This window comes from Bacillus cereus, from assembly GCF_002567495.1.
Lineage (GTDB): Bacteria > Bacillota > Bacilli > Bacillales > Bacillaceae_G > Bacillus_A > Bacillus_A cereus_AQ.
On the sequence record NZ_NVAP01000034.1, the window covers coordinates 132,040 to 148,446 of the forward strand.

The window sequence follows — 16,407 nt, forward strand, 5'->3', positions numbered from 1 at the left end:
TTAACGTCCGCGTGCCGCTTGGTTAATTGCATATTGTGTATTAATTGCGTTAATTGAAATACCATATAACTGATTTGCTTTCATTAAATCTAGCATTTCTGTCGTTACATCCACACTATTTCCGTCTTTATTCGTTTGCATTGATTTTGTTTGAATCTTTGCATATGTATTTTTCGTATTTACTGTCGGTAAGTGCATTTTATTCGTTTGATATAAATCTGGATTGCTCTTTAAATCAGCCGCATTGTTTTTATATAATGCACTACTTTTATTCATCTGCTCAGCAAATGTTACATCTTGTGCTTTATAGCCAGGTGTATTCGCATTTGCAATATTACTAGAAACAGTATTTCGTTTCGTTACTAAATAATTCATATAATGGCTTACATCACTCACTAAATCTGGCATATTCCACACCCTTCCTTTTCTAACTTAATGATCCACTGATGGAAGTTTCATTTCATTATTTATTTTCTTATATGCGTTTATTAAAATATTCACCATTATGTACCCTTACATATTTTATTCCATTTTTCCATTGTTGTCTTTAGAAAAATACAAAAATATAAAAAAGAATACAAAAAACTGTATACACACAGTAATCTATAGAACATTTCAATATATGAACTATAAACTAAAGCCCATTTTTATATTATTTAGATTACTATTTTTTTCATTACAGTCATAAAATGAAACCTCAATCAGCGGAACTATTTACTTAAACAGAGGAATGGATCCCCATTAAAAAGGGGAATCCGTTTCCAAACCCTATCATTAATATTTACCGTAAAATGAATTGGCTTTCATGCGTCCATCATTTGTCATAATCATTTCTTCCAAAATCTTTTGCTTATCCCGAATATGCTGAGCTGCCTTAATAATGAATGGGCTTACTTCTGCTGCAACTTGCGTACGTTTTTCTTCATCTAGTGTCATCATCCAACGATTTAACATCTCACTCTTCTCAGCAAACTCTTCATCTGACACTTGCAATTCACCGATTTCATTAAAACAGCTGACAAACGTCCGATAAATATCATTGTTCATTTTCAAGTGCTCCGCGGTAACCGTCTATTAAATCTTGTAACACTTTCACAATTGCATCAATATCTTTCGCTTCACGCGTTACTTTCATCGTTTGAATTTGAATGCTAATCCAATCATATAAACCATAGAGACTATCATATAAATCTTTCGTAATTTCAGGATTTAATTGAAGCTTTAGTTCTTCAAAAATACGTTCTAGTTTTTCAAGAAGTGCGTCCCCTTCTTGTAGATTAAAAGTATGTAAAAGTTCTTCTAAATTACGAAACTCTACAATACATCTTTCATAAATAAAAATTGTATTTTTAATCGGATTACTCGTCATAATATCATTTTGCATATAACGTTGCCATGCTTGCATACGATCACTTCCTCAACTTTCATTAATCATCACTTTTTTGTTTTGTCATTGCTTTAATTGTTTTTAGTTGGCTATCAAGCGCTGCTAATGTACTTTCTAGTTTTTGATACTTTTTCACAATTTCATCTTGTTTTTGTTTATTTTGCATATCAATATCGCTAATTTTTCTATCTAAATCACTTACACGCGAATCTATACTCTTTACTCGTTCCCCAACGACACCTTTATCACCGAAAAGCTTTTCAAGCGGGGCTTCCATCATTTTTCCTAAACCATTTGAGCTAAAGAAAAATTGTTTAGCTGTATCTGGCTTTTCTTTTAATGCCTTTGTTAGAGTTTCATCATCGACTTCTAATGTCCCATCCTGCTTTATTTGGATACCAAAAGTAAATAAATAATTATCATCTTGAGAAAATGTTACAACACTATTCATTACTTGACGTATACTTTGCATAATTACTTGTCCCTGGAAGGCTCCATCTTTTCCAGCAAAAAGATCTACTGTAGAAACCGCTTTATTATAATCTGCCACCATTTTTTTTATAAGGTTGGATGCGTCTGTTACGTTTGAATCACTTACTGTAAATTTTAAATCTATTCCTTTTGCGTCTGTACCAGTTCCACCGTCCGATACCTTCGATTCAGTTACTTTTAATAACTCCACTTTTACACCAGGGAGTGTTTCAATTGTATTACTAGCACTTTTTCCTTCAATGCCATTAATACTGTATATTGCATCCTGTGCTTCATTAACGACGTTCACTGCTTTACCATCCACTGTAGATAAACCCATTTTTTGGAACAAATCAGATTTTTCACTTGTAAACTTAATTTCGCCTCCCATTCCCTCTTTTTTAGCAGACATAAATACTTTGCCACCAAGCGTATATGCAGAAACACTATAGTCACCATCATTAATTTTATTAATTAAGTCCTTATAAGTCATATCCGTTGTTACTTTAAGTGGTTTCCCATTAATTTCTAATGTTTCTTCTGCAGGTAATTTTTCATCAATTTTAATAACATTTGAAGCAATTTGATGGCGTTGCGCAAGTTGCTTAATTGTCATATTGAATGTTCCTGAGATCGCTCCGCCATCAGCTATTACATTAATATAGCCATCCTGTGTTGTTGTAACTTTTTTTTCATTCCCTTTAAATAATGCTAAGTTTTTAAAGGTTTGTGTAAAAGAACTAAATTCTGTTTTTAAACTTGTATATAATTGTTTATCTTGTGTAAGTTGTTGTTTTTCCGTTGTATACGGTGTTTTTTTCATATTTAATGCTTGCAATTCTAATTCTACAAGATTAGAAGTATCAATCATATTATTTCCTAGGTTCCAAATTTGTTGTCTACCGCCAATACCTGTTAATGTTCCTGCCATGTTGTATCACTCCTTATTCGTTTACATATAATCTAAAATGCTCGTTTTACTCATCGTACTAACTGCTTTAAGCGTCGCTTCATACGTTGCATTTATATATGCTAAGTCAGAAATTGCGACCGCTAAATCGACATCCTCAATTTCTTTACGGTTTTCTTGAAGCGCTAAATTTTGCTCGCTTAAAATTGTTTTAAATGTTTCCATTGTGTTCATTGTTGAACCAACTTCAGTTGTACGGTTAATGATACCATCTAAGTTTTTCTTATTTTCTCCTAATAACGGTTGTAATGCTTTTTGGTCACCATTTTGCATCGCTTCGCTCATCTGTTTTAACGTTTTTATAACTGGTGATAATAACGCTTCTCCGTTACGGAACGCTTTGAATTCATAACCGTCATTTAGTTGCCAGTTCACATCATTTTGTCCACCTTGATACGTACCATCTTCTGTAAATGGTGGCTTCTCTGCGCTATCCCCACCGAAAATATAACGGCCTTGCTCTTTCATATTTGCTAAATATACAACTTGTTTTAAAATTTGATCAATCTCTGCACCGATGGCTTTCAATTCTTTTTCACCATTTTGCTCACTTAATGCTTGTACTGTTAATTGATCTGCTCTTGTTAAAGATTTCAAAACACCTTGTAAAGTATTTTCAGTTTGTGTTAATACATTTTTCGAATCGGCTATATCTTTTTGCATTTGCTCCATATTCGCCAATGAATGTTGAATCGCAAATGACTTACTTGCCGCAAGTGGATCTTCACTCATAAGAAGGTTTTTCTTCCCTGAAGTTACTTGATTTCGATGATATTGCTGTTGCACGTTCAAATCCATTAACTGATTCTTTGCCCAGCTTGCATTTTGAAATGTTGATACTCTCATTTCTATCTCCTCCTTATATATTTTCAATCAATTACTATCACTTATCGAATAATCGAAAATAGACTATCAAACACTTCATTCATCGTAGTAATAGCTTTAGAGTTTGCGACGAAGTATTTTTGGAAGGCCATTAAATTTACCATTTCCTCTTCCATATTTACACCTTCGACACTCATTTTTTCTTGCTGAATGCCTTCTAATAAGTCCCCATGAATTTTTTGATAAGCATTCACTGCACTTTTATCAGATGCAACACGAACTATAAATTGGTCTAATGCTTGTTTATAAGAAAGACCTTCTTTATAATCTCCATCTGTAATTGCTGCTAGTTTATTTGCTGTTTCAGCAGATATTTTCATTTTCGAAATATCTTTTTGGAATTCTGGATTTAACTTCATATCTTTCGCATAATCTCCAACGAAGAAATCTTTTCCCATCACTGTGTTCACTTGAGTTTTCACTGAACTCATTAAATCTTCAAGATTTTTTTTATAATCAACAATTTTCGCTTTCGTATCAATCGCTGATTTTATTGCTCCGCTAGTTACAGAGATTTCTGAACCGTAAATCTCAACTGACATTGGGTCTTTTTCTTTATTTAATTGAAGTGGATATGTATCTTGTCCATTTACTGTTAAAATACCATTCATTCTAACACTCGCGATATTAGGATTCATAGATTCATAAGATACTTCGATGTTTGCATACTTAGACATCTCTGTAACGATGCGATCTCGTTCGTCTAAAAGTTGATTCGGCACTTGTGTACCTGCTTGCCCAATTTTATGATTCGCTTCTGCTAAACTAGCAGCAAGACGATTAAATTCATTAACATGTGCTTCAATATCTTCCGCTGTCTGTGCTTCCACTGTATCTAAGTTTTTCGCAAGTCGATTTACTTGACTTGTGAACTTCCCAGTTTCAGAAATTAATGTATCGTAGTAATTTGGTTGTTCTGGATTTTTTGCCACTTCACGAAAAGCATTAAAGAAGCCGTCCATTAAACTCGATAATGAATTCTTTCCTGTCGTTCCAACCATAGACTCTACACGTGATAAAGTCGAATTCATATAGTTATAGTATGAGAGCTGGGATAATTGATCATTAAACTGTTTCGTCTTCACTTCATCAGTAATACGATCGACACCTAACGTTTGTACACCGTAACCAATTCTCTGTTCTGGCGTATAACCATTGCTTGCTCCAACAGATCCGTAATTCACCATTTGACGCACATAACCCGGTGTATGAATGTTAGACAAGTTTTGTTTCGTTGTTTGTAACCCCATTTGAGCCGCTAACATGCCCGATAGCGGTGTATTATAATCTGATAATCTCATAATGCTTCACTTCTCCTTTACAATAGTTCATTCATAAAGATTTGCGAATTATTGTTTCGTTCTAAATTATATTCAGAAACAGAATCCACAATGCTTTCTGTAGTTTTTAATAGTACGTTTAAGTAATATTGATTTTTCAAAAGAATCATTTTTACATTCTCTTCTAATTCAGTTACGTTTTTTTGTAATTCTTCCATTTTTTTAATTTCTTCATGAGAAAAATACGAAAATAACGCACTCACACGAGATGCTTCAACATCCTTTTCTTTACAAAACTGAACAACCATTTCTTCGAATGAGCTAGATAGTCCTTTTAACCCATCAATGTACTGCAATTGTTCTACTTGTAACTTTTGAACTGCATTTATATCTTTATTTTTTAAATTCTCATATATTTGCTCTCCAAGCGCTTGAATATTTTCATACGCCTTTTGTATAATAACGAGCTTTTCATATAATTGTATGTACATATAGCTTCCTTCCTTTTACAAGACTAAATTCACAATTAAACCATGGATTTCTCCAATTTGATTTAACATTTCTAAATGTCCTGTTTTCGTATTAATTAAATTCATAACATCTTCTAATTCATTCAATCCCATTTCTGCCTGTTTCACAATCGTCATTTTCTGTGAATATCCGTAACGTGGGTGACGAGACATAACATCTTTATACTGCAATACATTATCAACGTAAAAATTCAAAAATGATTTTACTGTATTTTTGTATTCCATTACATTATCAAGCGTTAATTCCATTTCAATTTTCTCTTTAATTTCTCCAATATTATCGACAAACGCTTCCATTTGTTCTAGTAATTTATCTTTTTTCGGATCTGCATGCAAATTATCCGAAAATGCAAGTCCTGTCCTGACATTTGCTTCTTTCGGCATTTGAGTAGCAGGCGGTATATGCGATAAAATTGGATTATGCGAGATAAAACGTAGCATATATATCACCTATTTGTTTTTTTATTTCTTCCTAAACTTAATCGTAAAATCCAGTTATTTATAATTATACTCTGAACAGTAATATTTTGCAGTTATTTTTTATAAAAGATATGTTACAATTTAGCATGAGGTGGCACAATTCTATGAATATTTTCCTTTGTGGTTCAAATCAATTAACAGCATTAGATCAAGAAGAAATTAAAAAATTTTTAACTGACTATGCTCACAAACATAAAATTTACATATTATGTTATAAATCTATTGAAAATGAAGTTCTTCGTTTTTTCATCGAAAATGAAAGACTCGCTCAAAATTTATGCCTTTACACATTGCAACCATTACAAGCAATAACAGATGAATTTCAAGAAGTCGTTGATTACTTAAAAAAACACGGAGCCGAATATGTTGCTTTTGATCATCCTTCCGACTCCATTTACCGGTCAGATTATATGTTTTTTGTTAAACAAATTATTGAAGATACTGATTTAGTTCTCTGTTTTTATAACGGGGACAAACATACATCTGTCATCCCTGTTGATGTTGCAAAAGAAGCAGGTATTGATGCTGTCATTTATGATTTACCAGGATTACATGAAAAGCAGATGAAAAAAAGATTTGAACAAAAAATTCGTATGATGTAAAGGGGGAGGCACAATATCATTATTGTGCCCATTGTAAATATGATAATTGAACAAGATTACGATCATTTTATCGCGAGTTTTAAACAACAATTCAATATGGATATCGCTTCGTATAAGCAAGATAGAATGCGCCGTAGAATCGATGCTTTTATTTCGAGAAAAGGCTTTGAAAACTACACTAATTTTTTAAACAAATTACGTGCTGATCAAAATTTATTTTTAAATTTTATTGACTATATTACAATTAACGTTTCAGAGTTTTTTAGAAATAAAGAACGATGGCAAACTTTAGAGTCAAAAGCACTACCAAAATTACTCGAACAAAATAGCGGAAAATTAAAGGTATGGAGTGCGGCTTGTGCTGCTGGTGAAGAACCTTATACACTCTCTTTAATTTTATCAAAGCATCTAGCTCCATTTCGTTTTGAAATTCAAGCAACAGATCTTGATTTTCATATTTTAGAAACTGCAAAACGCGGTCAATATACAGAACGTTCGTTAAAGGAATTACCTAATGATTTGAAAGAACGTCATTTCACAAAAGAGAATGATATGTATTCATTGCATCAAAACATTAAACAAAACGTCTCGTTCAAACAACACGACCTTTTAATGCAGTCATTCGATACAAATTATGATTTGATTATTTGTCGTAACGTAATGATTTATTTTACAGAAGAAGCAAGAGTAAAACTTTATGAAAAGTTTAGTCGCTCTTTACGAAAAGGTGGTGTGCTATTTGTTGGTAGTACTGAACAAATTTTAACACCTGAACGTTATAATCTTCAGCGATTTGATACGTTCTTCTACGAAAAAATATAAAAAAGGTCGTCACTTTATATTGTGACGACCTTTTTTATATAACTCGAATTAGAATAATTGCAACAATCCATACAAAGAGGAAAAGAAACGTCATAGACCATTTATGTTCTTGCATCGTTTGTTTCAACGCTTGTGACAATTGTGTCATGTTCATTTCCGCAAGCGCTCTCCAAACACTTACATCCCGATCTTTAGCCGTACGGTCTGCAACGCTAATTAAAATTGTTTCGTTAGACAATTTCGTTATATAAGCAGTAATAACCGTTACCATTAAATTGATATTTCCTTCTGAAGAATCACTTTCTACTCTAGAAATAAGTGCGCTCACATCTAGTAAAGGAATATGTACCTTTCTACCAAATGACAGTTGTACTTCAGCGAAATCATACGTTCCATCTAGCAAAGGCAGTTCTTTTATATGCGCCTGTTTAACAAGTCCTTGCAGGCTTCTAATTACTTGCTCAAATACTTTTTCTGATTGCTTTCCTTCTTCAGATAACGTATGTAACTTTTTAAAAAGTTGTAACACTGTATCCATCTCTTTAGAAAGCATTTCCTTCATAATCTTTCCATCACTTAAACTCGCAAGTAAAATACCTATTTCATTATTTTTCGAAATAATTTTAGACTGTCCAGTAAACACTAAATTACTACGCTTTCGTTCTTTCTGGATTTCATGTTCCGAAATAGCTGCAGGCTGTTTTAATGGTTGTAGCGTCTTATCTTCAATTGTCGTACGTTTAATCTCCATTTAAGCGCCTCCACTACTATGAAATAATTAGCCCCATTCTTTATTACTCTTTAAAACTAAAAACAGTACGAACAAACCTGACATGATAGTAAATACATCCGAAGCTTGTACTCCCTGTTCACCTTTTTCTTCTTTCTTGTCTTTCGGTTCTTCTTTTTGTTCTTTCTTTTTAGAGACAACTTGTTTATTATTTTTCTCTTTTTGGTCCTTCGCCTTATGTACTTCCTTGTTGTCTTCGAACGGCTCTTTTATAACGTAAGTAAATTCTTCTTTCTCTTTCAATGGTTCTTTTATAAACTTATTTACTATCTCATCTTGCTTCGGAATTTGAACAACTGGCAATTTTTCTTCTGGAAGCAGGTTTTTAACTTTCGAATCTTCTTGTTTCTCATTTTCTTTCTTATCTTCTAATTCATTTTCTAGTTTATTATCTAATTTATCTTCTTTCTCTTTCTCTTTCTCTTCTATCTTTTTATCATTTTCGTTTTTTGGCGCCAAAACAGAAATGGTATATTCACTTTCCTCAACAAGTTTATTACCTGCTGCATCTATTATCTCTACAAGTAATTCGTATGGCCCAGTCGGCAATGCTTCTGTTATTTCAAATACCTTTTGCCAATCCATGTCATGCTTGTTGTAGTCTAACAAAAAGGAAAGCTCTTTATTTTCTTTCCCTTTTAATATAACACGCACTTCTTTCACAAGTGATTCTGCATCTGACGCTTTCACTCGTACTTGAACAGAATCTCCCTGTTTTCGTTCAATTAACTTCTCTTTTGCCTCATCAATAGTAACTTTCTGTATCTTTGGCAATTCTTTATCTATAGTTGGCGTTTCATTTTTAATACGAATGAGCGGGACTTTCACTTCATTTTTTATGAGCTCTTCTTTCTCATTCTCTTTGTAACTTTGAACGAGCTGAAGATTCCAATCACCTTGCAAATCAAAATCCCCTGCTTTATAGTTAGCAACCCAGCTCTTCGTTTCTTCATCATACTCAAAAGATAACATTCTTTCTTGCGCATATTGCTCCCCATTTTTTTGTAACTGCAATATACCTTTCATACTTTGAATGTTTTTCCCATTTGTTTCTACAGAAATCCGCACTTCTTCGCCAACTTTAAGCTCCGGCTTATTTACTGTAATAATTCCCTGTTCCGTTTCTATCTTTCTTTCACTCAATTGCTCATTCACTACTTCTTTTGGTTCTATCTCTTTTGGTCTCTCTTCATCTTGTTTCGTTTCCACTTGCTCTGACGGTTCTTGAGATTCCTTATTTTCTTCTTGTACATTCACTTCATTTATTTTTTGATTTGGCTCAATTTGTTCCTCAGCCTGACTTTGCAAGGGGAAGAACAGGCACACATGTATGCATAGCCAACTCATTAGAAAAAACTTTACGTTTTTCATCTACTAATTCAAACTCCTATTTCAATGCCTTATAGTGATTTCGTCACTTTTACTCCGAAAAATCCATCTACATTTACAAGTTCACCATACGCCACTAATACATCATTTACATAAATACGAATCGGTTCATCAATATCCTCATCTAGCACAACCGCTTCATTTTCTTGTAAACTTAAAATATCTTGAATCGTTTTCACTGTACTTCCAAATACAAATTTCACGTTCATTTCTACATTTTGTAGAATGGACGTGTCCATATATACTGGTTCCATTTGTTTTACTTCTTTAAATTCAATAGGTTGCACAACTGGTTCTACAATTTTTTCTTCTTCAATTTCTTCTGTGGGAATCTCTTCTTCTTCCACCATTGGATACAGAAGTCGCCTTACCATTTCTTTCGCTTCAGCAATTGGTAAAATTTGATACATTTTCGATTGAAGCAAATCGCCAATTTCAAGATTGAACGTAATTTGAACGAGTTCGTCCACTTCCATTGACTCTCCCAAATATTCCATTTCTTCTTTTAACGTTACAAATTTAACATTTGGCGGCGTCATGTCCATTTTTTCTTGAAACATTTCCGACATCGCTGTTGCAGCATGACCCATCATTTGATTCATAATTTCTTTAATACCACTCAGTTCTAATTCAGTAAGCTCTTTTTCTGAGTCAACTTCCCCTGTTCCCATCATCATTAAATCTACCATTGTTAAGGCTACATCTTTCGTAAATACGAATACATTCTCATTCTTTAGCCCTTCAACAAAGTCGACATTTAAAATAACAAATGGTACTGGTACTCCATCATAATGACGAACATTGATTGCTTCCACATTTGGTGTACTAATTGTAACTGGCTGATTTAAAAGTGTTGATAATACCGTTGAAGCGGAACCGATTGAAATGTTCGCAATTTCACCGAGCACATCTTTCTCTTCTTGTGTTAAATACTCTTTTTCAACTTGTTCTTCTACAATCTCAGTTTCCACTACTTCTGCCGGCTCGTCTTTTTCTTCTACTCCACCAGATAATTGCATTAATTTATTTACCATTTGTTTCGCATGCTCAACTGAAACAATTTGTACAAGTTTAGAGTTTACAAGATTATCTATCTTTAAATCAAACGACACTTTAACAATCGTATGATTTCCATCTATTTCAGAGATTTTCTCCATTTCTTCTGATAACTTTACAACATTAATCGTCGGCGGAGACATATCTACTGTATCTTGGAAGAATTCCGACATAGATGTAGCTGCGAATCCCATCATTTGATTCATCGCTTCTTGTACAGCACTTAGCTCTAATTCACCAAGTTCTTTTCCGTCCTCCACTTCACCTGTTCCCATCATCATTAAATCAGCGATGGACAATGCAACATCTTGCTTAAGGACAAGAAGGTTTTCCATATCTAATCCTTTTGTAAAATGAATGTTTAATACAACATGTGGAACTTCGACATCTCTTGAATCATATAAATCTACCAACTCTATGCGAGGAGCAGTAATGCTTACTTGCCTATTTAAAATCGTTGATAATACAGTCGAAGCTGAACCAAATGATATATTTGCAATTTCGCCAAGAATATCGCATTCTTGAGGCGTTAAATGCTCATTTTCTTTTTCTAGCACAATCGTGCTCGTATCCCCTTTTGTGTGTTGCTCAGGCATTTTCCCTGCCTCCTCATTTCTGTTTTTCTATCAAATGATATAAAATCTCATTTTATTTTAGCAAACTTATTATATAAAACGTTACTATGTATGTATTCCCATTTATTAGATTAGTAACGATTAGCCAAAAAGCTCCCCAATTGTATACAAGTGGGGAGCTTTCCTTCATTCCTATTATAAACCTTCTGGGTTTAAAATGAGGACCACTCGTCCATCACCGAGAATCGTCGCACCAGAGAAATAGTTAGAACTCTCTGCAAAGAAGTCACCTAATGACTTTAAGACTATTTCTCTTTGACCGATAATTGTGTTTACAATAAGTCCATAGCTGCGATGTGTATTACGAACAATTAACACAGGAACCATTTGACCATCATATGACGCAAACGCCTCATCTACTGTTTTTTCACCAAATACAGTACTTAAATGCTTCACTTCAATAATTTGATTACGATAATTCAACACATCTTTTCCTTGTAAGGATTGGATGTCTTCTCTCTTAATTCGAATTGCTTCAACAATATTTCCAAGAGGTAAAGCATAACGCTTATCATTCGTTTGAACAAGCATAGATTGAATAATAGACAACGTTAACGGAAGCTCAATTCTAAATGTACTTCCCTTTCCTTCCTCAGAATCAATAATTAAATGTCCACCTAAACTATGAATCGTATGTTTTACAACATCTAATCCAACACCGCGTCCCGAAAGATCTGATACAACTTCAGCTGTACTAAATCCTGGTTGGAAAATAAGATCAAACACTTCACGATCTGTTAATCTATTTGCATCAGATTCTGTTACAACACCGTTTTTAATCGCTTTTTCTAATACTTTTTCTTTATGAATACCATTTCCGTCATCAGTAATTTGAATAACGACATGATTTCCACTATGAAACGCTTCTAATTTAATCGTACCTGTCTCATTTTTACCCGCATCACGGCGTTTTTCAACAGTCTCAATCCCATGATCAATTGCATTTCGAATTAAATGAACGAGCGGATCACCGATCTCATCAATAACAATTTTATCGACTTCAGTATCTTCGCCTGTAATTTGTAAATCAATTTTTTTCCCTAAATCTTTCGCTAACATACGTACCATACGCGGGAAACGATTGAAGACCGTTTCAATCGGCACCATACGCATGTTTAATAGTACATTTTGAATATCTTTTGAAATATCGCCTAGTCGATTTAAATGTTCAATTAGCTCCTTGTTTTGAATCGTTTGAGCCAATTCATCAATACGCCCGCGCTCAATTACACTTTCTTCAAACATATTCATTAATCTTTCGATTTTTTCTAATTGAACACGAATTGAACGATTCTCCACTTTAGCATTTTTCGTTTTTGCAGTGCTTTTAGCTGGCATAGTACTTGTAGGTTGATTCGTTGCCTCTACCGGTGTAACCACAGCTGGTTGTAGCGTTTCTTCTACTTGCACAACTTCTTGTGTAACAACTTTTTTCGAAGCTACTTCCCGTGCTATCGGTTCTCCTTGCGTTACTTCTACTTTCTCAATTTCAGAAACATGAAGTACTACTTGTTTCAATTCTTCTACACTACAATCCGTATCCATAAATACTGTAAATTCAAATCCGAAAGCATCCGCTTCTATTTCTTCAATACTTGGAATTGTTTTTTGTATATTGCCTACATTTTGCAATGCTTCAATACACATAATGGCACGTACTGCTTTTAAAATCGCTTGCTGTTCAACTGTTATATGCACTTCATGCGATACTGCATCATTCTTGTTTATGAACTCTTGCTCTATATGTTTCATAGAAGCCTCTACATTGCAGTTCAATAATGCTTCTAATTTCTGTTTAGTTGAGGCTACATCAATATTGCCCATTCCACCTTGTTGCACATCTGCAACCATCTTCTCCAAATTATCAATACACTCAAAAATCACATCAATAATATCCGCATTTACAACTATATTTCCATGACGAATTTCATCTAACACATTTTCCATCTTATGCGTTAAATCAGCCATCTCCGTAAATTCCATACTCGCAGACATACCTTTGAATGTATGAGCCGAGCGAAATATTTCTCCTACAACATCCATATCAGTAGGATTTTGCTCTAACACTAGCACATTCTCATTTAGCGACTGTAAATGTTCTTCTGACTCTTCGAAAAATATATTTAATAGATCTGTTTGCATTTTTATCCCCTACCTGTCTAACAAACATTTCATTTATGTATAACAATTTAGTGTTTTATAACGAGAAAAAAGGGGGCCACATGTCGATCCGCTATCACTGTTTTGATTCCTTGTGGCACCCCTTCTATATTAGCTATTTGCTACTTTTGTTAAAGCTTCAATTACACGATCCGCTTGGAATGGCTTTACAATAAAGTCTTTTGCTCCGCCTTTAATTGCATCTAATACCATACCTTGTTGTCCCATTGCAGAACAAATAACAACCTTTGCACTTGAATCAATTTTAATAATTTCTTTTAATGCTTCAAGCCCGTCCATTTCTGGCATAGTAATGTCTAAAGTTACAATATCAGGTTGAAGTTCTTTATACTTTTGAATTGCTTCTACCCCATTCTCTGCTTCGCCGATAACTTCAAATTCAGCATTACTTTTTAATAAGTTTTTAATCATCGTTCGCATAAACATCGCATCGTCTACTACTAAAATTTTATGTGCCATTCTTTTTAATTCTCTCCTTCTATGTATAAATATATCTTAATATTTCACCTTATCATTCTCACTCATTATACAAAAGAAAATGATAAAATTTAATATTTTTTTAAAAGAATTTCTGTATTTTTATTATTTTATTATTAAAATAATAATATACTACTCTTTTATATAAATGACAACGCGACGGTTTTTTTCCCAGTTTTGCGGTGAATCATTTGGTACAATTGGCTTTGTGTCTGCATATCCTACCGCAGCTAGCCTTTTATCATCCACATTATACACTTCAATTAAGTGGTGAATCATATTTGCCGCTCGTGCTGAAGATAACTCCCAGTTGGAAGGGAATTTCTCGTTATGAATAGGTCTACTATCTGTATGTCCCTCTACAACAATTGGGTTAGGTACCGATTGAAAAAATCCAACTAATTGACTTATTATCTCTTTCGCATCAGGTTTAACGTTCGCATCACCTGTATCAAATATTAAATTATCTACTATAACGACGCTTACCCCTGTATCCTCTCGATATACATTCACTTGACTAATACCGTTATTATCTACATACGCTTTTAACTTTTTATATAATTCGTCCATTCTCTTTTTTGAGACCATTTTTTCATCATTTTTTTCATGTGAAATATCTGGTATTGTATTTTCCATTACTTTTGCATCTACTTGCCCCGTATCACTAAACTTTTCAAGCATCTTTGACAATTTTACTGCATCTTGCTTTGATGTAGCAACTAGTAATACAAAGAAAGTTAATAATAACATCGTTAAATCTGTAAAAGTCGTCATCCAGCGGGGCGATCCCCTTTGCGGTCCTTTACTCATCATACCACTCCTTGAAATATTAGGCTGCTCCTTTTACCTTTTTTACCTTTGTTTCGTATACGTATGTATCCAGTTTCAACTTTAATTTAGAAGGGATTTGTCCACGATACAATTCTGAAATTGCTTCTATTACAAACTTCTTCTCTGTATATAAATCTTCAATACCACGATACACCTTTTCAGCAAGGGGGATTGCAATCATATTCGCAAGTACAGACCCATATAATGTCGTTAACATCGCAACTGCCATTCCTGTACCAATTTGCGATGTATCTTGTAAGTTTTGAAGCATAATAATAAGACCGATTAACGTACCAATCATTCCCCAAGCTGGAGCAAAATCACCAATTTTATCTAATAATGCTGCTCCTTTTCTTAATTCATACACTTCAGTTTCAATATCTCTCAATAATACTTCTTTTAATTCATCTTCATCGTAACCACTTAACATTAATCGAATCCCTTTTTGGATAAAAGGATTGTCTACTTGCTCTCCATCAACCTCTAAAGAAAGCAAACCATGCTTTTTAGACTTTTTCGAAAAATCAACAAACAAATCCGTTAACTGTTCTAAATCTTCTTCTCTTCTATGTAAAACAGTAAAAATGCTCTTCGTATATTTTTTTATTTCTCCAAATCGATATGCCACAACAATTGTCGCTGTTGTTCCCCCTATGACAATTAAAATAGATGAGACATCTAAAAAGTTTTTAAAAGCTTTTATTCCACCGCCGCCAATCATAATTGCCGCTATCACTATGATGAAACCTACTATAATGCCCACTGGGCTAGAAATATCAAACTTCCTTTTTCTTCTTTGCGGTCTAGCCAATACTTGATTTTTTTCTCCCATATTTCTGCCCTTTCCTTCCCATTTTTATAAAACATTTTTTTATTTTAATAATGCGTTTTCACATATAACATGTATTATACGCTTATCATCTATTTATCGCAATATACTCATGAAATTGACACATTTCATTTCTATATTAGAATTATGGTATAGAAAAATGAGGAGGATCACGATGGAACACAACATTTTACAAGTCATTGCATTAGCAGAAAAACTAAAATATGAAATGCGACATAGCTGGCTTTCCAACGGACGTCAAGAAAGTGTTGCCGAACATACATGGCGTATGTCTCTAATGGCCATTTTAGTTAAACCTTATTTGGATCAAAAAGTAAATATTGAAAGATTACTTAAAATGGTTATTATTCACGACCTAGTCGAAGCCGAAGCTGGTGATATCCCTGCTTTTGATACAATGAATAGTCACGAATTACAACTACAAAAACAAAAAAATGAACTAGAGGCAATTTTAAATATTAAACAAACATTAACAGGTTCTCTCGGTGAGGAATTATATGACTTGTGGATGGAGTTTGAAGCGAAAGAAACGTACGAAGCAAAAGTTGCTAATGCACTTGATAAACTTGAGGTGAAAATCCAGCATAACGAAGCCGATATTGATACGTGGCTACCAATTGAACATAAAATGACATTCCAAGTAGCAAAGCATACAAACTTTGATTCTTTCCTATCTAAATTACAAAAAATCATTGAACAAGATGGAGAAAAGAAGTTAATCGCCGCCGGCATTGATGTTGAGGCATGTAAGCAATAATGAAATAAGACACT

18 protein-coding genes are annotated in these 16,407 nt (G+C 33.7%); 3 read left to right on the forward strand and 15 right to left on the reverse strand.

What is annotated here, in order from left to right:
- The 8 genes from flgB to COK05_RS15710 all read right to left on the reverse strand — a co-directional run bounded on the left by flgB (position 1) and on the right by COK05_RS15710 (position 5,964).
- Positions 1–408 (reverse strand): flagellar basal body rod protein FlgB, encoded by a 408-nt coding sequence (flgB, locus tag COK05_RS15675; protein ID WP_098613309.1) that lies wholly within the window; start codon positions 406–408, stop codon positions 1–3.
- A 366-nt stretch (positions 409–774) separates the two neighbouring features.
- The gene (locus COK05_RS15680) at positions 775–1,047 is read right to left on the reverse strand and encodes a flagellar biosynthesis protein FlgG (protein ID WP_141539114.1); all 273 of its coding nucleotides are present in this window, start codon (positions 1,045–1,047) and stop codon (positions 775–777) included.
- Entirely contained in the window at positions 1,037–1,405 is a 369-nt protein-coding gene (locus COK05_RS15685; protein WP_016077910.1) for a flagellar export chaperone FliS, read from the reverse strand. The genes COK05_RS15680 and COK05_RS15685 overlap by 11 nt, the downstream gene beginning before the upstream one ends.
- Before the next feature lie 22 nt (positions 1,406–1,427).
- A complete protein-coding gene (locus COK05_RS15690; RefSeq protein WP_098613311.1) occupies positions 1,428–2,789 on the reverse strand; it encodes a flagellar hook-associated protein 2 in 1,362 nt (453 codons plus the stop codon).
- 21 nt (positions 2,790–2,810) lie between these two features.
- Positions 2,811–3,674: a flagellar hook-associated protein 3 gene (locus tag COK05_RS15695; RefSeq protein ID WP_098613312.1), complete on the reverse strand. Its 864-nt coding sequence runs from the start codon at positions 3,672–3,674 to the stop codon at positions 2,811–2,813.
- A 41-nt stretch (positions 3,675–3,715) separates the two neighbouring features.
- Positions 3,716–5,014 carry a flagellar hook-associated protein FlgK gene (gene flgK, locus COK05_RS15700; protein WP_098613313.1) on the reverse strand — a complete coding sequence of 433 codons (1,299 nt, stop codon included), beginning with the start codon at positions 5,012–5,014 and terminating at the stop codon, positions 3,716–3,718.
- A 17-nt stretch (positions 5,015–5,031) separates the two neighbouring features.
- Positions 5,032–5,484 (reverse strand): flagellar export chaperone FlgN, encoded by a 453-nt coding sequence (flgN, locus tag COK05_RS15705; RefSeq protein WP_098613314.1) that lies wholly within the window; start codon positions 5,482–5,484, stop codon positions 5,032–5,034.
- A gap of 15 nt (positions 5,485–5,499) precedes the next feature.
- A complete protein-coding gene (locus COK05_RS15710; RefSeq protein ID WP_098451447.1) occupies positions 5,500–5,964 on the reverse strand; it encodes a YaaR family protein in 465 nt (154 codons plus the stop codon).
- A 143-nt stretch (positions 5,965–6,107) separates the two neighbouring features.
- Here COK05_RS15710 and COK05_RS15715 point away from each other — a divergent pair, with 143 nt between their 5' ends.
- Both COK05_RS15715 and cheR read left to right on the forward strand, forming a co-directional pair.
- Complete coding sequence (locus COK05_RS15715) at positions 6,108–6,605, forward strand: flagellar motor switch protein FliG (RefSeq protein WP_098613315.1); 498 nt, start codon at positions 6,108–6,110, stop codon at positions 6,603–6,605.
- A gap of 39 nt (positions 6,606–6,644) precedes the next feature.
- Entirely contained in the window at positions 6,645–7,427 is a 783-nt protein-coding gene (cheR, locus tag COK05_RS15720; protein ID WP_141539115.1) for a protein-glutamate O-methyltransferase CheR, read from the forward strand.
- Between the two features lie 34 nt (positions 7,428–7,461).
- On the opposite strand, the gene COK05_RS15725 is transcribed toward cheR, so the two are convergent.
- The 7 genes from COK05_RS15725 to COK05_RS15755 all read right to left on the reverse strand — a co-directional run bounded on the left by COK05_RS15725 (position 7,462) and on the right by COK05_RS15755 (position 15,618).
- Positions 7,462–8,178 (reverse strand): hypothetical protein, encoded by a 717-nt coding sequence (locus COK05_RS15725; protein WP_098613317.1) that lies wholly within the window; start codon positions 8,176–8,178, stop codon positions 7,462–7,464.
- A gap of 27 nt (positions 8,179–8,205) precedes the next feature.
- A complete protein-coding gene (locus tag COK05_RS15730; RefSeq protein WP_098613318.1) occupies positions 8,206–9,588 on the reverse strand; it encodes a transglycosylase in 1,383 nt (460 codons plus the stop codon).
- A gap of 29 nt (positions 9,589–9,617) precedes the next feature.
- Positions 9,618–11,258 (reverse strand): flagellar motor switch protein, encoded by a 1,641-nt coding sequence (locus COK05_RS15735; protein ID WP_098613319.1) that lies wholly within the window; start codon positions 11,256–11,258, stop codon positions 9,618–9,620.
- A gap of 174 nt (positions 11,259–11,432) precedes the next feature.
- The gene (locus tag COK05_RS15740) at positions 11,433–13,439 is read right to left on the reverse strand and encodes a chemotaxis protein CheA (RefSeq protein WP_098613320.1); all 2,007 of its coding nucleotides are present in this window, start codon (positions 13,437–13,439) and stop codon (positions 11,433–11,435) included.
- 129 nt (positions 13,440–13,568) lie between these two features.
- A complete protein-coding gene (locus COK05_RS15745) occupies positions 13,569–13,937 on the reverse strand; it encodes a response regulator (RefSeq protein ID WP_000940568.1) in 369 nt (122 codons plus the stop codon).
- A 150-nt stretch (positions 13,938–14,087) separates the two neighbouring features.
- On the reverse strand, positions 14,088–14,765 hold the full coding sequence (locus COK05_RS15750; RefSeq protein ID WP_098613321.1) for an OmpA family protein: 678 nt from the start codon (positions 14,763–14,765) through the stop codon (positions 14,088–14,090).
- 19 nt (positions 14,766–14,784) lie between these two features.
- A complete protein-coding gene (locus COK05_RS15755) occupies positions 14,785–15,618 on the reverse strand; it encodes a flagellar motor protein MotP (protein WP_098613322.1) in 834 nt (277 codons plus the stop codon).
- A 172-nt stretch (positions 15,619–15,790) separates the two neighbouring features.
- Here COK05_RS15755 and COK05_RS15760 point away from each other — a divergent pair, with 172 nt between their 5' ends.
- Complete coding sequence (locus tag COK05_RS15760; protein ID WP_098613323.1) at positions 15,791–16,393, forward strand: HD domain-containing protein; 603 nt, start codon at positions 15,791–15,793, stop codon at positions 16,391–16,393.
- The last annotated feature ends 14 nt before the right edge of the window (positions 16,394–16,407 follow it).